Raw genomic sequence first — 18,007 nt, forward strand, 5'->3', positions numbered from 1 at the left:
CTCGGGGATCAGGCAGTCTGGTGAGCGTGCTGGCGATGTTTAGTGACAAAGCCGAGCAGCACACACATCACAAACACCACCGCGTACAGCGCGTTCGCGGTGGACAGCGCCGCGTGGGCACCGCCTTTGGCCACGATCGGGCCGGTGACCACGAAGGTCAGCATGGTGCCGACGGTGCCGCAGGTGAGGATAAAGTTCACCAGCTTCGGCGATGACGCTTTGGTCTGCAGCGAGCCCAGCGTGATGATGGTGGTATAAATGGCGCTGGAGAAGAAGCCAAGCGACATAATGATCCAGTGCAGCATGCTGGCATCGGTGGTTTTCACGAACCAGAACATCAGGCCGGTGGCCAGCAGCGCCAGCACCACCAGAATGCGTTGCAGGTCGAAGAAGCGCAGCAGGAAGCTGAACGCCCACATGCCGACCATATAGGCGGTCCAGAAGTTACCGACCAGCTGACCGGCGGCGGCGATATCCATGCCCATTGATTTGGTGGCGTATTCCGGTACCCAGGAGATGAAGCCGAGCTGGCCGAGGATGTAGCACAGTGCCGCGATAGACAGGAACAGCACGCCGATGCCCCACTTCTCTTTTTCACCGCCCTGCACCGCGGCTTCGCTCTTCAGCACCGGGAACTCGACCATCAGCGTCAGGATAAAGATCGCCACGTAGATCACGCCAATGCAGGCGTAAACCCAGTACCACGGCAGCGCGCGCGCCAGCAGAATGCCCGCGATAATCGGGAAGATGGTGCCTGCCATGCTAAAGAACGAGTCGGTAAACAGCAGACGGGAACCGCGCTGGCGACCATCGTACAGATGGGTAATCAGGAAGGTGCCGATCGACATGGTGATACCGCTGACCACGCCGAGCACGAACATGCACAGCGAGAACACCGTGAGGTTATGGCTGGTCATCAGCCCGGCCACGGCGAGGATCATCAGCACAAAGCCAAAGATCAGCTGGCGCTTGAGTGGCACAATCACCATCAGCCAGGCGTTCAGGAACACCGCCGCCAGAATACCGGCGTTAAGGAAAGTGAAGGTGTTGCTCATCTCGGAGATGGGCAGCTGGAAATACCGGGCAATATTATCCAGCACCATACCGGTAACGATCACCAGTGCGCCGGTGAGCGCATAGGAGAAAAAGCTGATCCAGGTAAGGCCAATGCGATTACGGTTTGTCATGTTCTGAACCTGTGATGCGCCGACGTGGCAAAAAGTGTCATGAATTGTAAATGGATCTGTGATCGTAATAAACAAGCAGTGAAACGTGCGAGAAATATTTCATTAATAGTGTGATTTTCGTCACGCAAATGATTGCGCGACGGGAAAAGTATGACGATAGCAACATCAGCGTAAATATAGGTAAAACGCTGGCTCTTGTATTACATGCTCTTTACAATCAATCTCGTTTTTGAGCTTGCTCTCCAAGGTAAGGAATCTTTCATGCTTAAACGTACTTTGACAGCGGCGGTTGCCCTGTTAGCGCTCTCTTCTGTATCTGCTTCGGCTCTGGCGGCGAAAGGGGATACGCACGTGCTGCTCACCACCTCTGCGGGCAATATCGAACTTGAACTGGATAATCAGAAAGCCCCGGTTTCAGTAAAAAACTTTGTGGATTACGTGAATAACGGCTTCTACAACAACACCATTTTCCATCGTGTGATCCCGGGTTTCATGATTCAGGGCGGCGGCTTCACGGCGGATATGCAGCAGAAGCAGACCAACGCGCCGATCAAAAACGAAGCGGATAACGGCCTGCGCAACCTGCGTGGCACCATTTCCATGGCGCGTACCGCTGAGAAAGACAGTGCCACCAGCCAGTTCTTCCTGAACGTGGCGGACAACGCTTTTCTTGACCATGGCCAGCGCGACTTCGGCTATGCGGTGTTTGGTAAAGTAGTGAAAGGCATGGATGTGATCGACAAGATCGCCCAGGTGCCGACCAAAGATGTCGGGCCATACCAGAATGTGCCGTCAAAACCGATTGTTATCACTTCCGCGAAAGTCCTGCCGTAATCCCTCTGCGCGCCACCCCTGGGTGGCGCCGTCTGCCGCGCTCCGGCAAAGCTGAAATTTGCTCTTATACTTAGGGCACATCCTGCTTGCCGGAGGCGCTATGAGCAGCAAACTCACCGAAAAACAGAAAATCACGTTGTGGCAGCAAACCCGTGCGGCCAATTATCAGGCCAGCTGCAAACTGGCCGGTTATACGCTGAATGAACCAGCCGTCGAGAGCGCCCAGGCGGACGATCGTCTGGCATCGCTGAGGAGGCAATATGGCGGATAACAGCCTGGCGGTGCGCGATCCCTATTTGTGGCACAACGATGACGTGCTGAAAAACCTGCTGGAAATTCACGACGTGGCGCAGCTGCGTAAAGCCGAGCTGGCATTCAGCGCGGCGCGGCTGGCCACGCTGGCGCTCGGACCGGCCACGCCTGGCCTGCCGCACCTGCGCCACATTCACCGCACGCTGTTTCAGGATATCTACAGCTGGGCCGGCGAACTGCGTACCATCGACATCTGGCGCGACGACACGCCCTATTGCCACTGCGAGTATATCGAGAACGAGGGCAATGCGCTGATGAGCGCACTGGAGGAGGAAGAGGGCCTGTGCGACCTCGACCCGCAGACCTTCGTGGCACGCATCGCGCATTACTACTGTGAAATCTATGTTCTGCATCCGTTCCGTGCCGGTAACGGGCGGGCACAGCGCATCTTTTTCGAACAGCTGGCGCTGCACGCGGGCTATCTGCTGAACTGGGATACGCTGGAGCCTGAAAGCTGGCACAAGGCCATCGTCGCTGGCGTTGGCGGCGATCTCGCGGCGCTCAATGCGCAGTTTGCGAAAGTGGTGAGCCCGGCGCGTTAAAATGCGTAGAATAGCGGCGGTTTTACTGGCCTGAGGGCATTATGCTGCTGCTAATTGATAACTACGACTCCTTTACCTGGAATCTCTACCAGTACTTCTGTGAACTGGGCGCGCAGGTGCGCGTGGTGCGCAACGATGCGATGACGCTGGAAGAGATGACAGCGCTGCCGCTGAGTCATCTGGTGATCTCGCCGGGCCCCTGTACGCCGGATCAGTCCGGCATTTCGCTCGAAGCCATTCGCCACTTTGCCGGACGGTTGCCGGTTCTCGGGGTATGCCTGGGCCATCAGGCCATCGCCCAGGCCTACGGTGCGCAGGTGGTGCGCGCGCGCCAGGTGATGCATGGCAAAACCTCTGCGGTGCAGCACACCGGCCAGGGCGTGTTCCGCAACCTGAATAATCCGCTGACCGTCACGCGCTATCACTCGCTGATTGTGGCGCGCGACACGCTGCCACCAGAGTTTGAAGTCACCGCCTGGAGTCTGCGCGATGGCGTTGCCGATGAGATCATGGGCTTCCGCCATCGTACGCTGCCACTGGAGGGCGTGCAGTTCCATCCGGAGAGCATTCTCAGCGAGCAGGGGCATCAGCTGCTGGCGAATTTCCTCAATATGTAACTTCCGTTTGCCATTGCATGATTTTTTATGCATATTTTGTGATTATAATTTCACATCAGCTCAACAAATAACCCGATGAGGTCATCAATGGCAGCGGAAAATCTAGCGGTAAGCCGGGAAACGTTCGATAACGTTATTTTGCCTGTTTATGCACCTGCGCAGTTTGTGCCGGTCAAAGGCAAAGGCAGCCGCGTGTGGGATCAACAGGGCAAAGAGTATATCGACTTCTCCGGTGGTATCGCGGTCACCGCGCTTGGCCATTGTCATCCGGCGCTGGTGGAAACGCTGAAAAGTCAGGGCGAAACCCTGTGGCACACCAGTAACGTGTTCACCAATGAGCCGGCACTGCGCCTCGCCAGTAAACTGATCGCGGCGACCTTCGCCGAGCGGGTATTCTTCGGTAACTCCGGTGCCGAAGCGAACGAAGCGGCGTTCAAACTGGCGCGCTACTACGCCTGCAAAAAGCACAGCCCGTTCAAAAGCAAAATTATCGCTTTCCACAACGCCTTCCACGGCCGCACGCTGTTCACCGTCTCGGTGGGCGGTCAGCCGAAATACTCCGATGGCTTTGGTCCGAAGCCGGCGGATATCGTCCATGTGCCGTTTAACGATCTGGCCGCGGTGAAAGCGGTGATTGACGACCACACCTGCGCGATTGTGGTGGAGCCGATTCAGGGGGAAGGCGGCGTGATGCCGGCAACGCCGGAATTCATGCAGGGATTGCGTGCGCTGTGCGATCAGCACAACGCGCTGCTGGTGCTGGATGAAGTGCAGAGCGGCATGGGCCGCAGCGGTAAGCTGTTTGCTTACGAACACTATGGTATCAAGCCAGATATCATCACCACCGCTAAAGCGCTGGGCGGCGGTTTCCCGGTGAGCGCGATGCTGACCACCCATGAAATCGCCTCGGTGATGGCGCCGGGCGTGCACGGCACCACCTACGGCGGCAACCCGCTGGCCTGTGCGATTGCCGAAACCGCGCTGGATATCATCAATACGCCCGAGGTACTGAATGGTGTCGACGCGCGTCGTGAGCAGTTTGTCTCGGCGCTGCAGAAGATCAATCAGCAGTTCGATATCTTCAGTGAAATTCGGGGCAAAGGGCTGCTGCTGGGTGCCGTACTCAACGCGCAGCACGCCAGCAAAGCGCGCGATATCCTCAACGCTTCCGCCGCTGAAGGTCTGATGGTACTGACCGCCGGCAGCGATGTGATTCGCTTTGTGCCGTCGCTGGTGATTGAGCCAACCGATATCGCAGAAGGCATGGCGCGCTTCGCCCGGGCGATCGCGAAAGTCCTGAACTAACCTTTCGGCTTCAGCACGCTGAGCCAGCGGCCGTGATGCGGGCGCTGGCTCCACGCCAGTGAAGAAATGGTGTGCATCACATTGAGGTGCTGCAGAATGCGCTTCACATGCTGTTCGACAATCGTCACCGGCCCCTCATTCAGATTCTCCGGCGCTTCCAGAATATTGCTGTCGTTGCCCGGCCCGTCGTAAGCCAGCCGCTGCTGACAGCGCTGCAGCGCGATTTCACAGGACTGCAAATAGCGCTCCGCCAGCTTTGGCGTCAGCATGGTGTGCTCGCGCGCCAGAATGGTCATGGCGTTGATGTGCTCGACGATAAACTGGCTGTGAGTCACCCACAGGCGCATATCTTTCAGATACTGGAAGTTAAAGCCCGGCTCGGTGGACGCCTGGTTGAGCGAGTTAAACAGCGCGTTGTGCGCCTGGTTAACCTTGACGCGCTGATACGCCAGCTTCTCCGGCGCCTGCTCCGGACCGAGCAGCAGGCGCAGCGCCTCCTGATAAGCCTCCAGCGCATCGTGCGCGTTATTGCGCAGCAGCCCGCTCTGCCATTGCGGCCATAGCCAGATCATACCGGCGAAGGCAATCAGACAGCCCATCAGCGTATCCATCATGCGTGGCAGCAGGAACTGCGCGCCATTCAGTGACAGCAGCTGCAGCGAATACACCGCCGTTACGGTAAAGCCAATCATCGACCAGCCATAATATTTACGCGTGATCAGATAGCTGGCGAGCGTGATGACCAGCATGGTCAGCAGGGCAATCGACTCCGGAACAGCAAAGCGCAGCGACGCTGCGGCGATCAGCAAGCCGGCGAAGGTGCCGAGCGCCCGGTGCTGAATGCGCACGCGCGTGGCGCTGTAGCCGTTCTGGCTGACAAACATGATGGTCATCAGAATCCAGTAGGGCTTGGGAATATTGAAGAACAGCGCCAGCGCGCTGCCGAACATCAGCATCACCGCGAAGCGCGCCGCCGTCCGCAGCGCGGCAGATTTCAGCGACAGGTAGCTGCGCAGCGCCGGCAACAGCGGCAGGCGACGCTGGCGATCGGCCATCAGGTCGCGGGTGTATAGCGGCTTCTGCGTGCGCAGCACGCGCGCGATGCGGCTGAAATGGTAGAGGCAGAAATTACCGACCGGATTATCCGGGTGCTGCCGGGCAATTTTCTCCAGCGCGCCGAGCGGCTTCTCCATGTGGAAGCGTTCCGGCAGCTGGTGATAGAGAATGGCATCGGCCAGCACGCGCAGCCGTGCCGAAATGATTTTCGCGTTCCAGCGGATCACCGCCTCGGCGTGGCTCTGCTCCACCAGCTTTTGCACCTCTTCCGGCTGATGCAGGCTGACCGAGATATGCTCCTGCAGATCGAGCGCAACCTGAAAGGCGCGCGTCAGGCGTTTGTGGCTGTTATCACGGCTGGCGGACAGCATATGCATCTGCTGATAACAGGTGGTGATCAGATCGACCGCTTTCTGCTGACGCGCCAGTAGCGGCGGCAGCGCTTTTTCCGGATCGGTCAGCTGCGTCAGCAGGGTGTATTTGGCGTCGCAGTAATCGGCCAGCTCGCGGTACAGCAGGCTGAGGGTCTCGCGCATCGGCTGCTCTTTCCACAGCCAGAACCAGAACCAGTTAAACAGCCCGTACCACAGCGTCCCGCCGATATACAGCAGCGGCGGGACCCACATCGGCATACGGCCGACGAGGCTTAAGGTAAAGATGGCGGCGATCAGCGTGCCGGGCAGCAAACGACCATGCAGCGGGCTGATTTCACCGGTCACGCCCACCAGCAGCGGTAACACCAGCAGAATCAGCGGCAGCGGCACAGCGTAAGCTGTGAGGTACTGAATCAGAAAACTGCCGCTGGCGAACAGTGCGCCGCCGACAATCAGCCGTTTGAAGAACCGCTTGTGTGGCGTATCCAGACCGGCGATGTTGCAGCAGGCCGGCACCAGGGAGAACAGCAGCCCTTTTTGCAGATCGCCAAACAGCCAGCCGAGCGCCACAGGCAGGCACAGCACCAGCGTTTGCCGCAGCGCATAGTTAACTTCCGGATGATAGATGATTCGACGCCACATCAGCTCATCGTAAACAGAAACGGCGCGATGTTGCCATCACGCCGTGGGTGAGAAGAAATCAGCGGGTGCCGTAAACGACGATGGTTTTGCCGTGTGCGGAGATCAGGTTCTGATCTTCCAGCATTTTCAGGATACGACCCACGGTTTCGCGTGAGCAGCCCACGATCTGACCAATCTCCTGACGGGTGATTTTAATCTGCATACCGTCCGGGTGGGTCATGGCATCAGGCTGTTTCGCCAGGTTGAGCAGCGTTTGCGCGATACGGCCGGTCACATCGAGGAAGGCAAGGTTGCCGACTTTTTCAGATGTAACCTGCAGGCGACGCGCCATCTGCGCCGACAGGCGCATTAAAATATCCGGATTGACCTGAATCAGCTGACGGAATTTTTTGTAGGAAATTTCAGCCACTTCGCAGGCGGTTTTCGCACGTACCCAGGCGCTACGCTCCTGGCCCTCTTCAAACAGGCCGAGCTCACCGATGAAATCCCCCTGATTGAGGTAGGAGAGAATCATCTCTTTGCCTTCTTCATCTTTAATCAGTACCGCGACGGAACCTTTCACGATGTAGTACAGCGTTTCCGCTTTCTCACCCTGATGGATGAGGGTGCTTTTGGATGGATATTTGTGAATATGGCAATGGGACAGGAACCATTCGAGTGTAGGGTCTGTTTGCGGTTTGCCGAGAACCATTCGCTATTATCCTCTGTTGTAATCGTGCCCAAAATACAGGGGGCAGTTTTCCCTGTCAGGCGGTGAAATCGTCCAGCGTTTCCCGTGAGGGACAGTTATTCGGGGGTGGATTCGTAAGCGATGCTTTTGATTCGTCCCGCTTTCGTCTTTCGTGACGAAAATATTTTCAGCACTGTTTGTAGCATAGCTTTTGCAACCTGTCTCCTGTTGTCTCGCTTCAGCAGGTGGGGGATGCGTCTGCATTGCTGTTTGTCAGGTGAAAGCGTACTCTGGCGGCAAAACCGCCGCTTCAGGAGAAAGAATAATGCAGGCACGAGTGAAATGGGTGGAAGGGCTGACCTTTCTCGGAGAATCCTCATCCGGTCATCAGGTATTAATGGACGGCAATTCCGGTGATAAAGCGCCCAGCCCGATGGAGATGGTATTGATGGCTGCGGGCGGCTGCAGCGCGATTGACGTGGTGTCGATTCTGCAAAAGGGGCGCAACGATGTCGCCGATTGTGAAGTCAAACTGACCTCGGAACGCCGCGAAGAAGCGCCACGCATTTTTACGCATATCAATCTGCATTTTATTGTCAGCGGCAAAGCGCTGAGCGATAAAGCGGTAGCGCGCGCGGTGGATCTGTCCGCGGAGAAGTACTGCTCGGTGGCGATCATGCTGGGCAAGGGCGTCGAGATAACGCACAGCTACGAAGTGGTGGAGCTATAATCCAGCCGGGAGCGCGGCCCTGCGCTCCCGATCTCAGCTCCTCCCGGCGAAACTGGCGCGTTAGCCTGCGCTATTCAATGCGTTTTCCTTCAATCAACCGCTGCACCAGCGGCGTCATGATCAACTCCATCGCCAGTCCCATCTTGCCGCCCGGCACCACCAGCGTATTCATGTGGGAAATAAACGAGCCCTGGATCATCGCCAGTAAATAAGGAAAAGCGATGCCCTCCAGGCCGCGAAAATGGATCACCACAAAGCTCTCATCCAGCGACGGGATTTCACGCGCGGCAAACGGGTTCGAGGTATCCACGGTCGGCACGCGCTGGAAGTTGAGGTGCGTGCGGGAAAACTGCGGCGTGATGTAGTTGATGTAGTCTTCCATCGAACGCACCACCGAATCCATCACCGCTTCGCGCGAATGGCCGCGCTCGCTGGTGTCGCGCACCAGTTTCTGAATCCACTCCAGATTAACAATCGGTACCACGCCAACCAGCAGATCGACATGTTCCGCCACGTTATGCTGCTGCGTCACCACGCCGCCGTGCAGGCCTTCATAGAACAGCACATCGGTGTTTTCCGGCAGCGGCTGCCATGGCGTAAAGGTGCCCGGCACCTGATTCCACGGCACCGCTTCATCGTAGGTGTGCAGATATTTGCGCGACTGGCCGAGTCCGCTCTGGCCGTAGTCGCGGAAAGTCTGCTCCAGCAGGCCGAAGTCGTTGGCTTCCGGGCCAAAATAGCTGATGTGACGCCCGAGATCGCGCGCCTTACGAATCGCCATGTCCATTTCCGGACGGGTGTAGCGATGGAAACTGTCGCCTTCCACTTCCGCTGCATGCAGATTCAACTGCTGGAAAATTTTACGGAAGGCGAGACTGGTGGTGGTGGTTCCGGCGCCGCTGGAACCGGTAACGGCTATGACTGGATGCCTGGCTGACATAACAGCGCTCCCTGTGAAGTCCGGCGATGAGCATTGTTACCACGAATTCCTGCGCGGCGCATCAGCCGCGAAATTCACGCCGCGGCATAATATTGACCGACTCGTGCAGTTCTGACCATACCAGTACCACCTCGCCCTGCTGCAGCTGGCGGCGCACGTCGGCCACTTTCTGCGTCAGGCTGCGCTCCTGCTCGCCATAATCGGTGCCTTCACGCAGCACAAAACTTTCTATCAGGTTTTCCAGCGTTGTCGGGTCGAGTTCTTGCCAGGGAATAATCACAATTACATATCCAGATAAGTTGAGAGCCAGTCCGGCACGCGCTGCTCCAGCCACATTTTGGGTCGCAGCAGGCTGCCGCCCACGAAGCCGACGTGACCACCTTGCTGCGTCAGCTGATACTCAATTGTGGCAGACAACTGCTGCGGCTGCGGGATCACCGCATCGGTCATGAAGGGATCGTCTTTAGCATGGATGATCAGCAGCGGCTTGCGCACGCCGGTCAGCAATGGCATGGCGCTGGCGCGCTGATAATAGTCGCGCGCATCAATAAAACCGTGGGCGCGGGCGGTAATCGCATCATCAAACTCACGCAGCCGGCGGAAGGCGCGCAGCTGCGTCAGATCGACCGGCAGCGTGCCCGGCCAGGCGCGCAGTTTGCGCGTGGCGTTTTTCTTCAGCTGGGTCAGCAGGTAGTGCTGATAAAAGCGTGAAAAGCCCACGTCCAGCTTCTGGCTGCACGGCTCCAGCGCCAGCGGCGCGGAAATGGCGACCGCGGCATCCAGCGGGGCCGACGTGCCCTGCAGCCCCAGCAGACAGGCCAGCATATTGCCGCCAAGCGAAACGCCGACCGCGGCAGTCGGCACCGTGCCCCATTCGCGCTGCAGCCAGTGCAGAAAATAGGTCGCATCTTCAGTTTCACCGGAGTGATAGATGCGCTGCAGACGGTTCGGCTCGCCGCTGCAGCCGCGGAAGTGCATGATCACCGCCAGCCAGCCGCGCGCCTGACACGCCTGCATCAGCCCATGGGCATACGGGCTGCGGAAACTGCCTTCCAGCCCGTGGAACAGCACCATGCGCGGCTTGTGACGTGCCTGTGCCGGATCTTCGCTCCACGCCAGATCGACGAAGTCGCCGTCCGGCAGATCGAGGCGCTGCCAGTGCGGGCGCAGCGTGACGCGCCGGCGCAGCAGGCGCGGCAGCAGCGTTTGCAGATGCGCATTGCCGAAGCCGCGCAGCGGGGTAAAGCGCTCGCCGCTCGGGCGATCAAAATAGCCTGGGATAGTACTTGTCTGATGCATAACTCGCTGATAGCTTCGATGGGTTGTTCGCTTTTCTGGGTGAGGAGCACCCGAATATACATGGAACTGAGTCTTTTTTTATCAATGCTGGGCTTTCTCTGGGTCGCGGCCATCACGCCAGGGCCCAATAATATGTTACTTACCGCCTCAGGTGCTAATTTTGGCTTCCTGCGCACCTTTCCACTGCTGATTGGTATCATGATTGGCATGCAGGTGATGTTGCTGATGATGGCGTTTGGCATCGGCAGCCTGATTCTGCTCTATCCCTCACTGCATCTGGTACTAAAAGTGGCCGGTAGCCTCTACCTGCTGTGGCTGGCGTGGAAAATTGCCACCGCCGAATACGAAACGCTGGAGACCGACGATGCCAGCGTGAAGCAGATGCCTTTCTGGCAGGGCGGGTTACTGCAACTGATCAACCCGAAAGCGTGGCTGATGGCGCTGGGTGCGGTCGCCAGCTTTAGCCTTGCCGGCAGCGCCTATCTGCATTCCGTAGTGGCGATCAGCCTCGGCATGGCGCTGGTGAACGTGGTTTCCGGCGTGATCTGGATGGGTTTCGGCTCGCTGATTGGCCGGCTGCTGCGCAGTCCGCGCGCGTGGAAAATCTTCAATCTCGCCATGGGTGCGCTAACCGCAGCCTGCGTGCTGTTGATCTGGCACTGAGTCAGCTGGAGGCGCGCTCAATGCGCGTCCACGGCAGTACTTCATGCACCACTGCCGCCTGACGCTGGCGGATGCGTGCCAGCAGCAGCTGCACGCTGCGGGCACCCATCTGGTTCATCGGCTGGGCAATGGTGGTCAGCGGCGGGTTGATGCTGCTGGTGAACGGAATGCCGTCAAAGCCGACCACCGCCAGATCCTCTGGCACGCGCAGTCCGGCCTCCAGAGCAGCGTGAATCACGCCAACCGCCAGCACGTCTGATACCGCAAACACCGCATCCGGCCGCTCTGGCTGCGTTAGCAGTTCGCGCAGCGCCGCGCTGCCCGCTTCGCAGGAGATGTCGCTGGCGTAAGCGACGCCGTGCCAGTCTAGCCCCAGTTGCGTGATGGCGTCGCGATAGCCGCTTTCGCGCTGGTGCGAATAGAGATAGCGCATATCGCAGTTGACCAGCGCAATGCGCTGACGCCCTTTGCCGGCCAGATAATGCACCGTGTCATAGGCCGCCTGACGGTTATCAATGGTGACGCTGGAGGCGTTCACCGAGGGATCGTACTCCGCACACTGCACCCACGGCGCATCACCAATCAACTCTTTCAGTCCCTGCAGACAGGCCGCGGCGTCCATGGTGATCACCCCATCTACCACTTTGCCGGCCAGCAGCGCCAGATAGGCGGTTTCGCGCCGCAGCTGTGAGGCGGAATTACATAACAGGATGTGATAGCCGTGCGCTTCGGCCTCCGCCTCGATGCCCTGCACCACCCGTGAACAGAACGGATTGGTGATATCGGAAATCAGCACCAGCAACATGTTGCTTTGCGCGGTACGCAGCTGGCGCGCCAGCAGGTTGGGCTGGTATTCGCACACATTAATTGCGGCCAGCACCCGTTTACGCGTATCTGGCCGGACGCCAGGATGCTGGTTTAACACCCGTGAAACCGTGGCTTTCGACACGCCCGCGAGGCGCGCAACTTTCTCAATCGACATGGAGGCCAGTACCGCTGTAAAAGGGGGAAAAAATCAAGACGAGATCAATACCACAGTCGGCATGTGAGCGCCTGACATATTTCTTGCGCACCAGCGGTTTTGTATTTGCACTTTTTGCATAGCGTTACCCGATGTTGATCTAAGAACCGATTTTTATTAGGGATAATTTTTAATTCCTTTATGAAATCATTGCTGCTGGCGACACTGCCGTCACGACTCAACATTGGGGTGCATGATGATGGCAGTAACCAAAACAATAAGCGCGGTAGCAGCCGCGTTAGCGCTGATGACCTTTCAGGCGCAGGCGGTCAATGTGACCGTGGCTTATCAGACGTCGGCGGAACCGGCCAAAGTGGCGCAGGCGGACAACACCTTTGCTAAAGAGAGCGGTGCCACGGTTGACTGGCGCAAATTCGACAGCGGCGCCAGCGTCCTGCGTGCGTTAGCCTCGGGCGATGTGCAAATTGGCAACATCGGTTCCAGCCCGCTGGCGGTGGCCGCCACGCAGCAGCTGCCGATTGAAGCTTTCCTGCTGGCTTCACAGCTGGGCAATTCTGAAGCGCTGGTGGTGAAAAAAGGCATCAGCTCACCCAAAGATTTGATCGGCAAACGCATTGCCGTTCCCTTCATCTCTACCACCCATTACAGCCTGCTGGCCGCGCTGAAACACTGGGGCATCAAACCGACCCAGGTGCAACTGGTTAATCTGCAGCCGCCGGCGATCATTGCTGCCTGGCAGCGCGGTGATATCGACGGCGCTTACGTCTGGGCACCCGCCGTCAATGAACTGGAGAAAGACGGCAAGGTGCTGACCGACTCGTCGCAGGTCGGGCAGTGGGGCTCACCGACGCTCGACGTCTGGGTGGTGCGCAAGGATTTTGCCCGGCAGCATCCTGAAGTGGTCACCGCTTTCGCCCGCAGCGCGATTGCCGCGCAGCAGGCTTATATCGCCAACCCGGAACAGTGGCTGCAGCAGCCGGATAATCTCAGCAAGCTGTCGCGCCTGAGCGGCGTGCCGGAAAGTGACGTCCCCGGGCTGGTGAAAGGCAATACCTACCTGACGGCGCAGCAGCAGGTGGAACAGCTGGGCAAACCGGTCAACAAGGCGATTGTCGATACCGCACAGTTTCTGAAAGAGCAGGGCAAAGTGCCGGATGCCGCCAGCGACTACAGCAGCTTTGTCACCACGCGCTTTGTTGCCCCCTTAGCCAAATAACGGAGGCCTTATGCTCAGCATCACCCATCTCAACGCACGTTACGCCGGGCAACCGGCGCTGCAGGATATCAATCTGCAGCTGGCCAGCCGCGAATTGCTGGTGGTGCTGGGGCCGTCCGGCTGTGGCAAAACCACGCTGCTGAACTTGATCGCCGGCTTTCTGCCGCTGGAGTCCGGCAGTATCACGCTGGATGGCAAGCCGGTACGCGGACCGGGCGCAGAGCGCGGCGTGGTCTTTCAGAACGAAGGGCTACTGCCGTGGCGTAACGTCATCGATAACGTGGCGTTCGGCCTGCAGCTGGCGGGCATGGCAAAAGCTGAACGGCACGCGATCGCCCGCCGTCTGATCCGTAAGGTCGGGCTCGAGGGCGCAGAAAAGCGTTTTATCTGGCAGCTCTCTGGGGGGCAGCGTCAGCGCGTGGGGATTGCCCGTGCGCTGGCCGCTGATCCGCAGCTGCTGCTGTTAGATGAGCCGTTCGGTGCGCTGGATGCCTTCACGCGCGAGCAGATGCAGACGCTGCTGCTGACGTTATGGCGCGATACCGGCAAGCAGATTCTGCTGATCACCCATGACATCGAAGAAGCCGTCTTTCTCGCCAGCGAACTGGTGCTGCTGTCGCCGGGTCCGGGTCGCGTGGTGGAACGCCTGAAGCTCGACTTTGGCCAGCGCTTCGCCGCGGGCGAGCCGTGCCGCAGCATCAAATCCGATCCGGCATTTATCGAACGACGTGAGTATGTCCTGAACCAGGTGTTCGCGCAGCGGGAGGCGTTTGTATGAGTGCCGTTATTGATGACAAGCGCCGGACGTCCCGCGTTCGTCGCCTGCGCTGGCCGTTTTCCCGCCAGCTGTCGCTGAGCCTGCTGAGCGTGGCCGTGCTGCTGCTGCTGTGGTGGGGGGTGACCGCGCTGGGGCTGATTGCGCCCTTGTTTCTGCCGCCGCCGCAGCAGGTGCTGCATAAGCTGCTGGTTATTGCTGGTCCGCAGGGTTTTATGGATGCCACGCTATGGCAGCATCTTGGTGCCAGCCTGACGCGCATGCTGGTGGCGCTGTTCTTTGCCGCACTGATCGGCATTCCGGTGGGCATTGCCATGGGGCTTAGCCCGGCGGTACGCGGGCTGCTCGATCCGCTGATTGAACTCTATCGACCGGTACCGCCGCTGGCCTACTTGCCGCTGATGGTGATTTGGTTTGGCATTGGCGAAACCTCAAAGATTTTACTGATTTATCTGGCAATTTTCGCGCCGGTGACTTTATCCACCCTGGCCGGCGTGAAGAATACGCAGCAGGTGCGGATCCGTGCCGCTCAGGCGCTGGGGGCGACGCGCGGGCAGCTGCTGCGTTTTGTCATTCTGCCCGGAGCGTTGCCGGAGATTCTCACCGGTCTGCGCATCGGCCTGGGCGTGGGCTGGTCCACGCTGGTGGCGGCCGAACTGATTGCCGCGACGCGCGGACTGGGCTTTATGGTGCAGTCGGCTGGGGAGTTTCTCGCCACCGATGTGGTGCTGGCGGGCATCGCGGTGATCGCCCTGATTGCCTTTAGTTTAGAACTGGGTTTACGTGCGCTACAGCGCCGACTGACGCCCTGGAATGGAGAACAGCAATGAACGAACGAGTGAATTTTACCGCGCTGGGTCCGTATATCGGGGCGCAGGTCAGCGATGTCGATCTCAGCCGTCCGCTGAGTGACGCGCAGTTTGAGCAGCTTTACCACGGTCTGCTGCGTCATCAGGTGCTGTTTCTGCGCGATCAGCGTATTACGCCGGAGCAGCAGCGCGCGCTGGCGATCCGCTTCGGCGATCTGCACATTCATCCGGTTTATCCGCATGCCGAAGGCGTGGAAGAGATTATCGTGCTGGATACGCATCAGGATAATCCGCCGGACAACGATAACTGGCATACCGACGTCACCTTTATTCAGACGCCGCCGGCGATCGCCATTCTGGCCTCAAAGCTGCTGCCGGAGAGCGGTGGCGATACGCTGTGGACCAGCGGGATTGCCGCTTACGAGGCGCTGTCAGAGCCGTTCAAACAGCTGCTGAGTGGCCTGCAGGCGGAGCACGACTTTAAGAAATCGTTCCAGGAGTATAAGTACCGTAAGACGGAAGAGGAGCATCAGCGCTGGCAGCAGGCCGTGGCGAAGCATCCGCCGGTGCAGCATCCGGTGATCCGCACCCATCCGGTGAGCGGACGCAAGGCGCTGTTTGTTAATGAAGGTTTTACCACCAGGCTGCTCGGCGTAAGCGAGAAGGAGAGCGAGGCGCTGCTGGGCTATCTGTTTGCGCACGCCACCAAGCCGGAGTTTCAGGTGCGCTGGCGCTGGCAGCCGAATGACGTGGCAATCTGGGATAACCGCGTGACGCAGCATTATGCCAACGCGGATTATTATCCGGCGCGGCGCGTGATGCATCGCGCGACGGTGTTAGGGGATGTGCCGGTGTGATTTCGGAGCGTTGATTGCCCTCACCCCAACCCTCTCCCGCCAGCGGGAGAGGGGGCCGACCGTGCGTAGCAGGTAAGGCGGATTAAGGTTTGTTCCCTCTCCTGTGGGAGGAGGCTGTTCCAGCGCGGGAGTAAGGTTTATTCCCTCTCCCTATGGGAGAGGGTCAGAGTGAGGGCATCATCGCGCACCCTCTATGACCTCATCGCGCACCTTTACCCTGCGAGCATCTGCTCCAGCTGCTCCTGCGCCTCCAGCCACGCCATTTCGACCTCTTCCAGCGCCGATTTGCTCTCCGCCTGGCGCTGCAGGGCGGCGGTTAAATCGGCCTTACGGTTTTGCTCGTAAATGGCGCTGTCGGCCAGCTGTGCTTCGGCTTCGCTGAGCTGCGTCTGCCATTTGGCCATCTGCTTCTCCAGCTTTTCGATCTCTTTGCGCAGCGGCTGCGTCTGCGCGCGCAGCTCGGCGTCGCGGCGCTTCTGATCTTTGCGGGACTGCGCGCTGTTGGCGTTGTCCTGCTTCGGCGCGGCATCCTGCTGCGTTTCCTGCTTCTGCAGGTCGCTCAGCCACTGCTGATAATCGTCCAGATCGCCCTCGAACACATCCACTTTGCGGTCGTGCACCAGGTAAAGATCGTCGGTGGTTGAACGCAGAAGATGACGATCGTGCGACACCACCACCAGTGCGCCTTCAAAGTCGATCAGCGCTTCGGTCAGCGCCTGGCGCATATCCAAATCGAGGTGGTTGGTCGGTTCGTCGAGCAGCAGCAGATTTGGCCGCTGCCAGACGATCAGCGCCAGCACCAGCCGCGCTTTCTCGCCGCCGGAGAAACGCTCGGTGGCTTCGCTGACTTTGTCGCCCTGAAAACCAAAGCCGCCCAGGTAGTCACGCAGCTGCTGCTCCAGCGTTTTCGGGGCGATGCGCGCCAGATGCTGCAGCGGCGACTCATCGGCGCGCAGATACTCAAGCTGATGCTGCGCGAAGTAACCCAGCTTGATCCCTTTCGCCAGACCCACCTTGCCCGCCAGCGGCTCCAGCTCGCCCGCCAGCAGTTTGATCAGCGTGGATTTACCGGCGCCGTTGCGCCCCAGCAGGCCGATGCGCGAACCCGGCACCAGGTTGAGTTTGATGGCATCCAGAATCACCCGCTCACCGTACCCCGCCGAAACCTGCTCCATTTTCAGGATTGGGTTAGGCAGACTCTCTGGCGCGCGGAAGCTGAAGCTGAACGGGTTATCGACGTGCGCCGGGGCAATCAGCTCCATGCGCTCCAGCATCTTGATGCGGCTCTGCGCCTGTTTGGCTTTAGTGGCCTGCGCGCGGAAGCGATCGATGTACTTTTGCAGGTGCGTTACTTTTTCCTGCTGGCTCTGGTACAGCGCCTGCTGCTGCGCCAGTTTGGCTACGCGCTGACGCTCGAACGAGCTGTAGTTGCCGGTGTATTCGAACATTGTCTGCTGTTCGATATGGATGATTTTGTCCACCACCGGGTCGAGGAAGTCGCGGTCGTGCGAGATCAGGATCAGCGTGCCGGTATAACTCTTCAGCCAGCGCTCCAGCCAGATCACCGCGTCGAGATCGAGGTGGTTGGTCGGTTCATCGAGCAGCAGCAGGTCGGAACGGCATACCAGCGCCTGAGCAAGGTTGAGACGCATACGCCAGCCGCCGGAGAAATCGCTCACCGGCCGCATTAATTGTTCCTGGCTGAAGCCCAATCCGTGCAGCAGACTGGCGGCGCGTGCGTGTATGCTCCACGCCTGAATAGCATCCAGCTTGCCGTGCAGCAGCGCAATGGCGTTGCCATCGTCGCGCGCATTGGCTGCCGCTAATTCGGATTCGAGTTGACGATATTCGCGGTCGCCGTCGATAACATATTCCAGCGCGGCTTTACTCAGCGCCGGGGTTTCCTGATTCACCCACGCCAGCGCCCAGTTGCCGGGAAAGGTGACGTTGCCGGCATCGCTGCTGATTTCACCCTTCAGCAGGGACAGCAGCGTGGATTTACCGCAGCCGTTTTTACCCACCAGGCCGACTTTTTGCCCCGGGTTAATGGTGGCCGTTGCGTTATCCAGCAGCACATTAGTGCCGCGACGGATTTGTAATGCGGAAAAGACAATCATAAGCGCCGTATCGTCAGAATATGTTAATTTATCGGCAACATAATTCGATAATGTTTGTTGCGTCGAGCATGGTAGCGGAA

Annotated in this window: 19 protein-coding genes; 11 read left to right on the forward strand and 8 right to left on the reverse strand. The window is 58.9% G+C overall.

What is annotated here, in order from left to right; translation table 11 throughout:
- Nucleotides 1-8 precede the first annotated feature (8 nt).
- Nucleotides 9-1,187: an MFS transporter TsgA gene (gene tsgA / locus E7738_RS15425; protein WP_127834660.1), complete on the reverse strand. Its 1,179-nt coding sequence runs from the start codon at nt 1,185-1,187 to the stop codon at nt 9-11.
- 261 nt (nt 1,188-1,448) lie between these two features.
- Between tsgA and ppiA the strand changes: the two genes are divergently transcribed.
- From ppiA to E7738_RS15450, 5 genes are all read left to right on the forward strand, one after another.
- The gene (ppiA, locus tag E7738_RS15430) at nt 1,449-2,021 is read left to right on the forward strand and encodes a peptidylprolyl isomerase A (RefSeq protein WP_021507435.1); all 573 of its coding nucleotides are present in this window, start codon (nt 1,449-1,451) and stop codon (nt 2,019-2,021) included.
- Nucleotides 2,022-2,121: 100 nt separating this feature from the next.
- A complete protein-coding gene (locus E7738_RS15435) occupies nt 2,122-2,292 on the forward strand; it encodes a YhfG family protein (RefSeq protein ID WP_021507436.1) in 171 nt (56 codons plus the stop codon).
- A complete protein-coding gene (locus E7738_RS15440) occupies nt 2,282-2,875 on the forward strand; it encodes a putative adenosine monophosphate-protein transferase Fic (protein WP_394515792.1) in 594 nt (197 codons plus the stop codon). Before E7738_RS15435 ends, E7738_RS15440 begins: the two co-directional genes overlap by 11 nt.
- A gap of 41 nt (nt 2,876-2,916) precedes the next feature.
- Complete coding sequence (locus E7738_RS15445) at nt 2,917-3,492, forward strand: aminodeoxychorismate synthase component II (RefSeq protein WP_058770975.1); 576 nt, start codon at nt 2,917-2,919, stop codon at nt 3,490-3,492.
- 87 nt (nt 3,493-3,579) lie between these two features.
- Complete coding sequence (locus E7738_RS15450) at nt 3,580-4,797, forward strand: bifunctional acetylornithine/succinyldiaminopimelate transaminase (protein ID WP_058759292.1); 1,218 nt, start codon at nt 3,580-3,582, stop codon at nt 4,795-4,797.
- Here the strand turns inward: E7738_RS15450 and E7738_RS15455 are convergent.
- Both E7738_RS15455 and crp read right to left on the reverse strand, forming a co-directional pair.
- Entirely contained in the window at nt 4,794-6,869 is a 2,076-nt protein-coding gene (locus E7738_RS15455; protein ID WP_021507439.1) for a YccS/YhfK family putative transporter, read from the reverse strand. The two genes, E7738_RS15450 and E7738_RS15455, sit on opposite strands and share 4 nt — an antisense overlap.
- 58 nt (nt 6,870-6,927) lie before the next feature.
- Nucleotides 6,928-7,560 (reverse strand): cAMP-activated global transcriptional regulator CRP, encoded by a 633-nt coding sequence (gene crp / locus E7738_RS15460; RefSeq protein ID WP_000242755.1) that lies wholly within the window; start codon nt 7,558-7,560, stop codon nt 6,928-6,930.
- 304 nt (nt 7,561-7,864) lie between these two features.
- On the opposite strand from crp, the gene E7738_RS15465 reads away from it, so the two are divergent.
- Nucleotides 7,865-8,269, forward strand: coding sequence for an OsmC family protein (locus E7738_RS15465; RefSeq protein WP_021507440.1), 405 nt, complete (start codon nt 7,865-7,867; stop codon nt 8,267-8,269).
- A 70-nt stretch (nt 8,270-8,339) separates the two neighbouring features.
- Here E7738_RS15465 and E7738_RS15470 read toward each other — a convergent pair whose 3' ends face one another.
- The 3 genes from E7738_RS15470 to E7738_RS15480 all read right to left on the reverse strand — a co-directional run bounded on the left by E7738_RS15470 (nt 8,340) and on the right by E7738_RS15480 (nt 10,508).
- On the reverse strand, nt 8,340-9,209 hold the full coding sequence (locus E7738_RS15470; RefSeq protein WP_127834657.1) for a phosphoribulokinase: 870 nt from the start codon (nt 9,207-9,209) through the stop codon (nt 8,340-8,342).
- Between the two features lie 61 nt (nt 9,210-9,270).
- Nucleotides 9,271-9,489 carry a YheU family protein gene (locus tag E7738_RS15475; RefSeq protein WP_325970647.1) on the reverse strand — a complete coding sequence of 73 codons (219 nt, stop codon included), beginning with the start codon at nt 9,487-9,489 and terminating at the stop codon, nt 9,271-9,273.
- Nucleotides 9,490-9,491: 2 nt separating this feature from the next.
- On the reverse strand, nt 9,492-10,508 hold the full coding sequence (locus E7738_RS15480; RefSeq protein ID WP_058759291.1) for a hydrolase: 1,017 nt from the start codon (nt 10,506-10,508) through the stop codon (nt 9,492-9,494).
- Nucleotides 10,509-10,568: 60 nt separating this feature from the next.
- Here E7738_RS15480 and E7738_RS15485 point away from each other — a divergent pair, with 60 nt between their 5' ends.
- Nucleotides 10,569-11,171 (forward strand): LysE family translocator, encoded by a 603-nt coding sequence (locus E7738_RS15485; RefSeq protein WP_394515793.1) that lies wholly within the window; start codon nt 10,569-10,571, stop codon nt 11,169-11,171.
- 1 nt (nt 11,172) lies between these two features.
- Here E7738_RS15485 and E7738_RS15490 read toward each other — a convergent pair whose 3' ends face one another.
- A complete protein-coding gene (locus E7738_RS15490) occupies nt 11,173-12,153 on the reverse strand; it encodes a LacI family DNA-binding transcriptional regulator (RefSeq protein ID WP_021507445.1) in 981 nt (326 codons plus the stop codon).
- 235 nt (nt 12,154-12,388) lie between these two features.
- Between E7738_RS15490 and tauA the strand changes: the two genes are divergently transcribed.
- From tauA to tauD, 4 genes are read left to right on the forward strand one after another with little or no spacing between them, the layout of a single operon-like run.
- Nucleotides 12,389-13,369, forward strand: coding sequence for a taurine ABC transporter substrate-binding protein (gene tauA / locus E7738_RS15495; protein ID WP_040679688.1), 981 nt, complete (start codon nt 12,389-12,391; stop codon nt 13,367-13,369).
- A 10-nt stretch (nt 13,370-13,379) separates the two neighbouring features.
- Nucleotides 13,380-14,147 (forward strand): taurine ABC transporter ATP-binding subunit, encoded by a 768-nt coding sequence (gene tauB, locus E7738_RS15500; protein WP_021507447.1) that lies wholly within the window; start codon nt 13,380-13,382, stop codon nt 14,145-14,147.
- Complete coding sequence (tauC, locus tag E7738_RS15505) at nt 14,144-14,974, forward strand: taurine ABC transporter permease TauC (RefSeq protein ID WP_021507448.1); 831 nt, start codon at nt 14,144-14,146, stop codon at nt 14,972-14,974. The genes tauB and tauC overlap by 4 nt, the downstream gene beginning before the upstream one ends.
- Entirely contained in the window at nt 14,971-15,810 is an 840-nt protein-coding gene (gene tauD, locus E7738_RS15510; RefSeq protein ID WP_021507449.1) for a taurine dioxygenase, read from the forward strand. The genes tauC and tauD overlap by 4 nt, the downstream gene beginning before the upstream one ends.
- 212 nt (nt 15,811-16,022) lie before the next feature.
- Here tauD and E7738_RS15515 read toward each other — a convergent pair whose 3' ends face one another.
- Nucleotides 16,023-17,927 carry an ABC transporter ATP-binding protein gene (locus tag E7738_RS15515; RefSeq protein WP_021507450.1) on the reverse strand — a complete coding sequence of 635 codons (1,905 nt, stop codon included), beginning with the start codon at nt 17,925-17,927 and terminating at the stop codon, nt 16,023-16,025.
- Nucleotides 17,928-18,007: the final 80 nt, after the last annotated feature.

It is taken from the genome of Pantoea sp. SGAir0430 (genome assembly GCF_043549295.1).

Excerpts from the sequence above, each read along its gene's own strand:
- tauB (WP_021507447.1), top strand. The coding sequence starts at position 13,380 with ATGCTCAGCATCACCCATCTCAACGCACGTTACGCCGGGCAACCGGCG.
- E7738_RS15470 (WP_127834657.1), bottom strand. The coding sequence starts at position 9,209 with ATGTCAGCCAGGCATCCAGTCATAGCCGTTACCGGTTCCAGCGGCGCC.
- E7738_RS15480 (WP_058759291.1), bottom strand. The coding sequence starts at position 10,508 with ATGCATCAGACAAGTACTATCCCAGGCTATTTTGATCGCCCGAGCGGC.
- E7738_RS15445 (WP_058770975.1), top strand. The coding sequence starts at position 2,917 with ATGCTGCTGCTAATTGATAACTACGACTCCTTTACCTGGAATCTCTAC.
- E7738_RS15485 (WP_394515793.1), top strand. The coding sequence starts at position 10,569 with ATGGAACTGAGTCTTTTTTTATCAATGCTGGGCTTTCTCTGGGTCGCG.
- E7738_RS15515 (WP_021507450.1), bottom strand. The coding sequence starts at position 17,927 with ATGATTGTCTTTTCCGCATTACAAATCCGTCGCGGCACTAATGTGCTG.
- E7738_RS15455 (WP_021507439.1), bottom strand. The coding sequence starts at position 6,869 with ATGTGGCGTCGAATCATCTATCATCCGGAAGTTAACTATGCGCTGCGG.
- tauA (WP_040679688.1), top strand. The coding sequence starts at position 12,389 with ATGATGGCAGTAACCAAAACAATAAGCGCGGTAGCAGCCGCGTTAGCG.
- crp (WP_000242755.1), bottom strand. The coding sequence starts at position 7,560 with ATGGTTCTCGGCAAACCGCAAACAGACCCTACACTCGAATGGTTCCTG.
- E7738_RS15435 (WP_021507436.1), top strand. The coding sequence starts at position 2,122 with ATGAGCAGCAAACTCACCGAAAAACAGAAAATCACGTTGTGGCAGCAA.
- tauD (WP_021507449.1), top strand. The coding sequence starts at position 14,971 with ATGAACGAACGAGTGAATTTTACCGCGCTGGGTCCGTATATCGGGGCG.
- tauC (WP_021507448.1), top strand. The coding sequence starts at position 14,144 with ATGAGTGCCGTTATTGATGACAAGCGCCGGACGTCCCGCGTTCGTCGC.
- tsgA (WP_127834660.1), bottom strand. The coding sequence starts at position 1,187 with ATGACAAACCGTAATCGCATTGGCCTTACCTGGATCAGCTTTTTCTCC.
- E7738_RS15440 (WP_394515792.1), top strand. The coding sequence starts at position 2,282 with ATGGCGGATAACAGCCTGGCGGTGCGCGATCCCTATTTGTGGCACAAC.
- E7738_RS15450 (WP_058759292.1), top strand. The coding sequence starts at position 3,580 with ATGGCAGCGGAAAATCTAGCGGTAAGCCGGGAAACGTTCGATAACGTT.
- E7738_RS15465 (WP_021507440.1), top strand. The coding sequence starts at position 7,865 with ATGCAGGCACGAGTGAAATGGGTGGAAGGGCTGACCTTTCTCGGAGAA.
- E7738_RS15490 (WP_021507445.1), bottom strand. The coding sequence starts at position 12,153 with ATGTCGATTGAGAAAGTTGCGCGCCTCGCGGGCGTGTCGAAAGCCACG.
- ppiA (WP_021507435.1), top strand. The coding sequence starts at position 1,449 with ATGCTTAAACGTACTTTGACAGCGGCGGTTGCCCTGTTAGCGCTCTCT.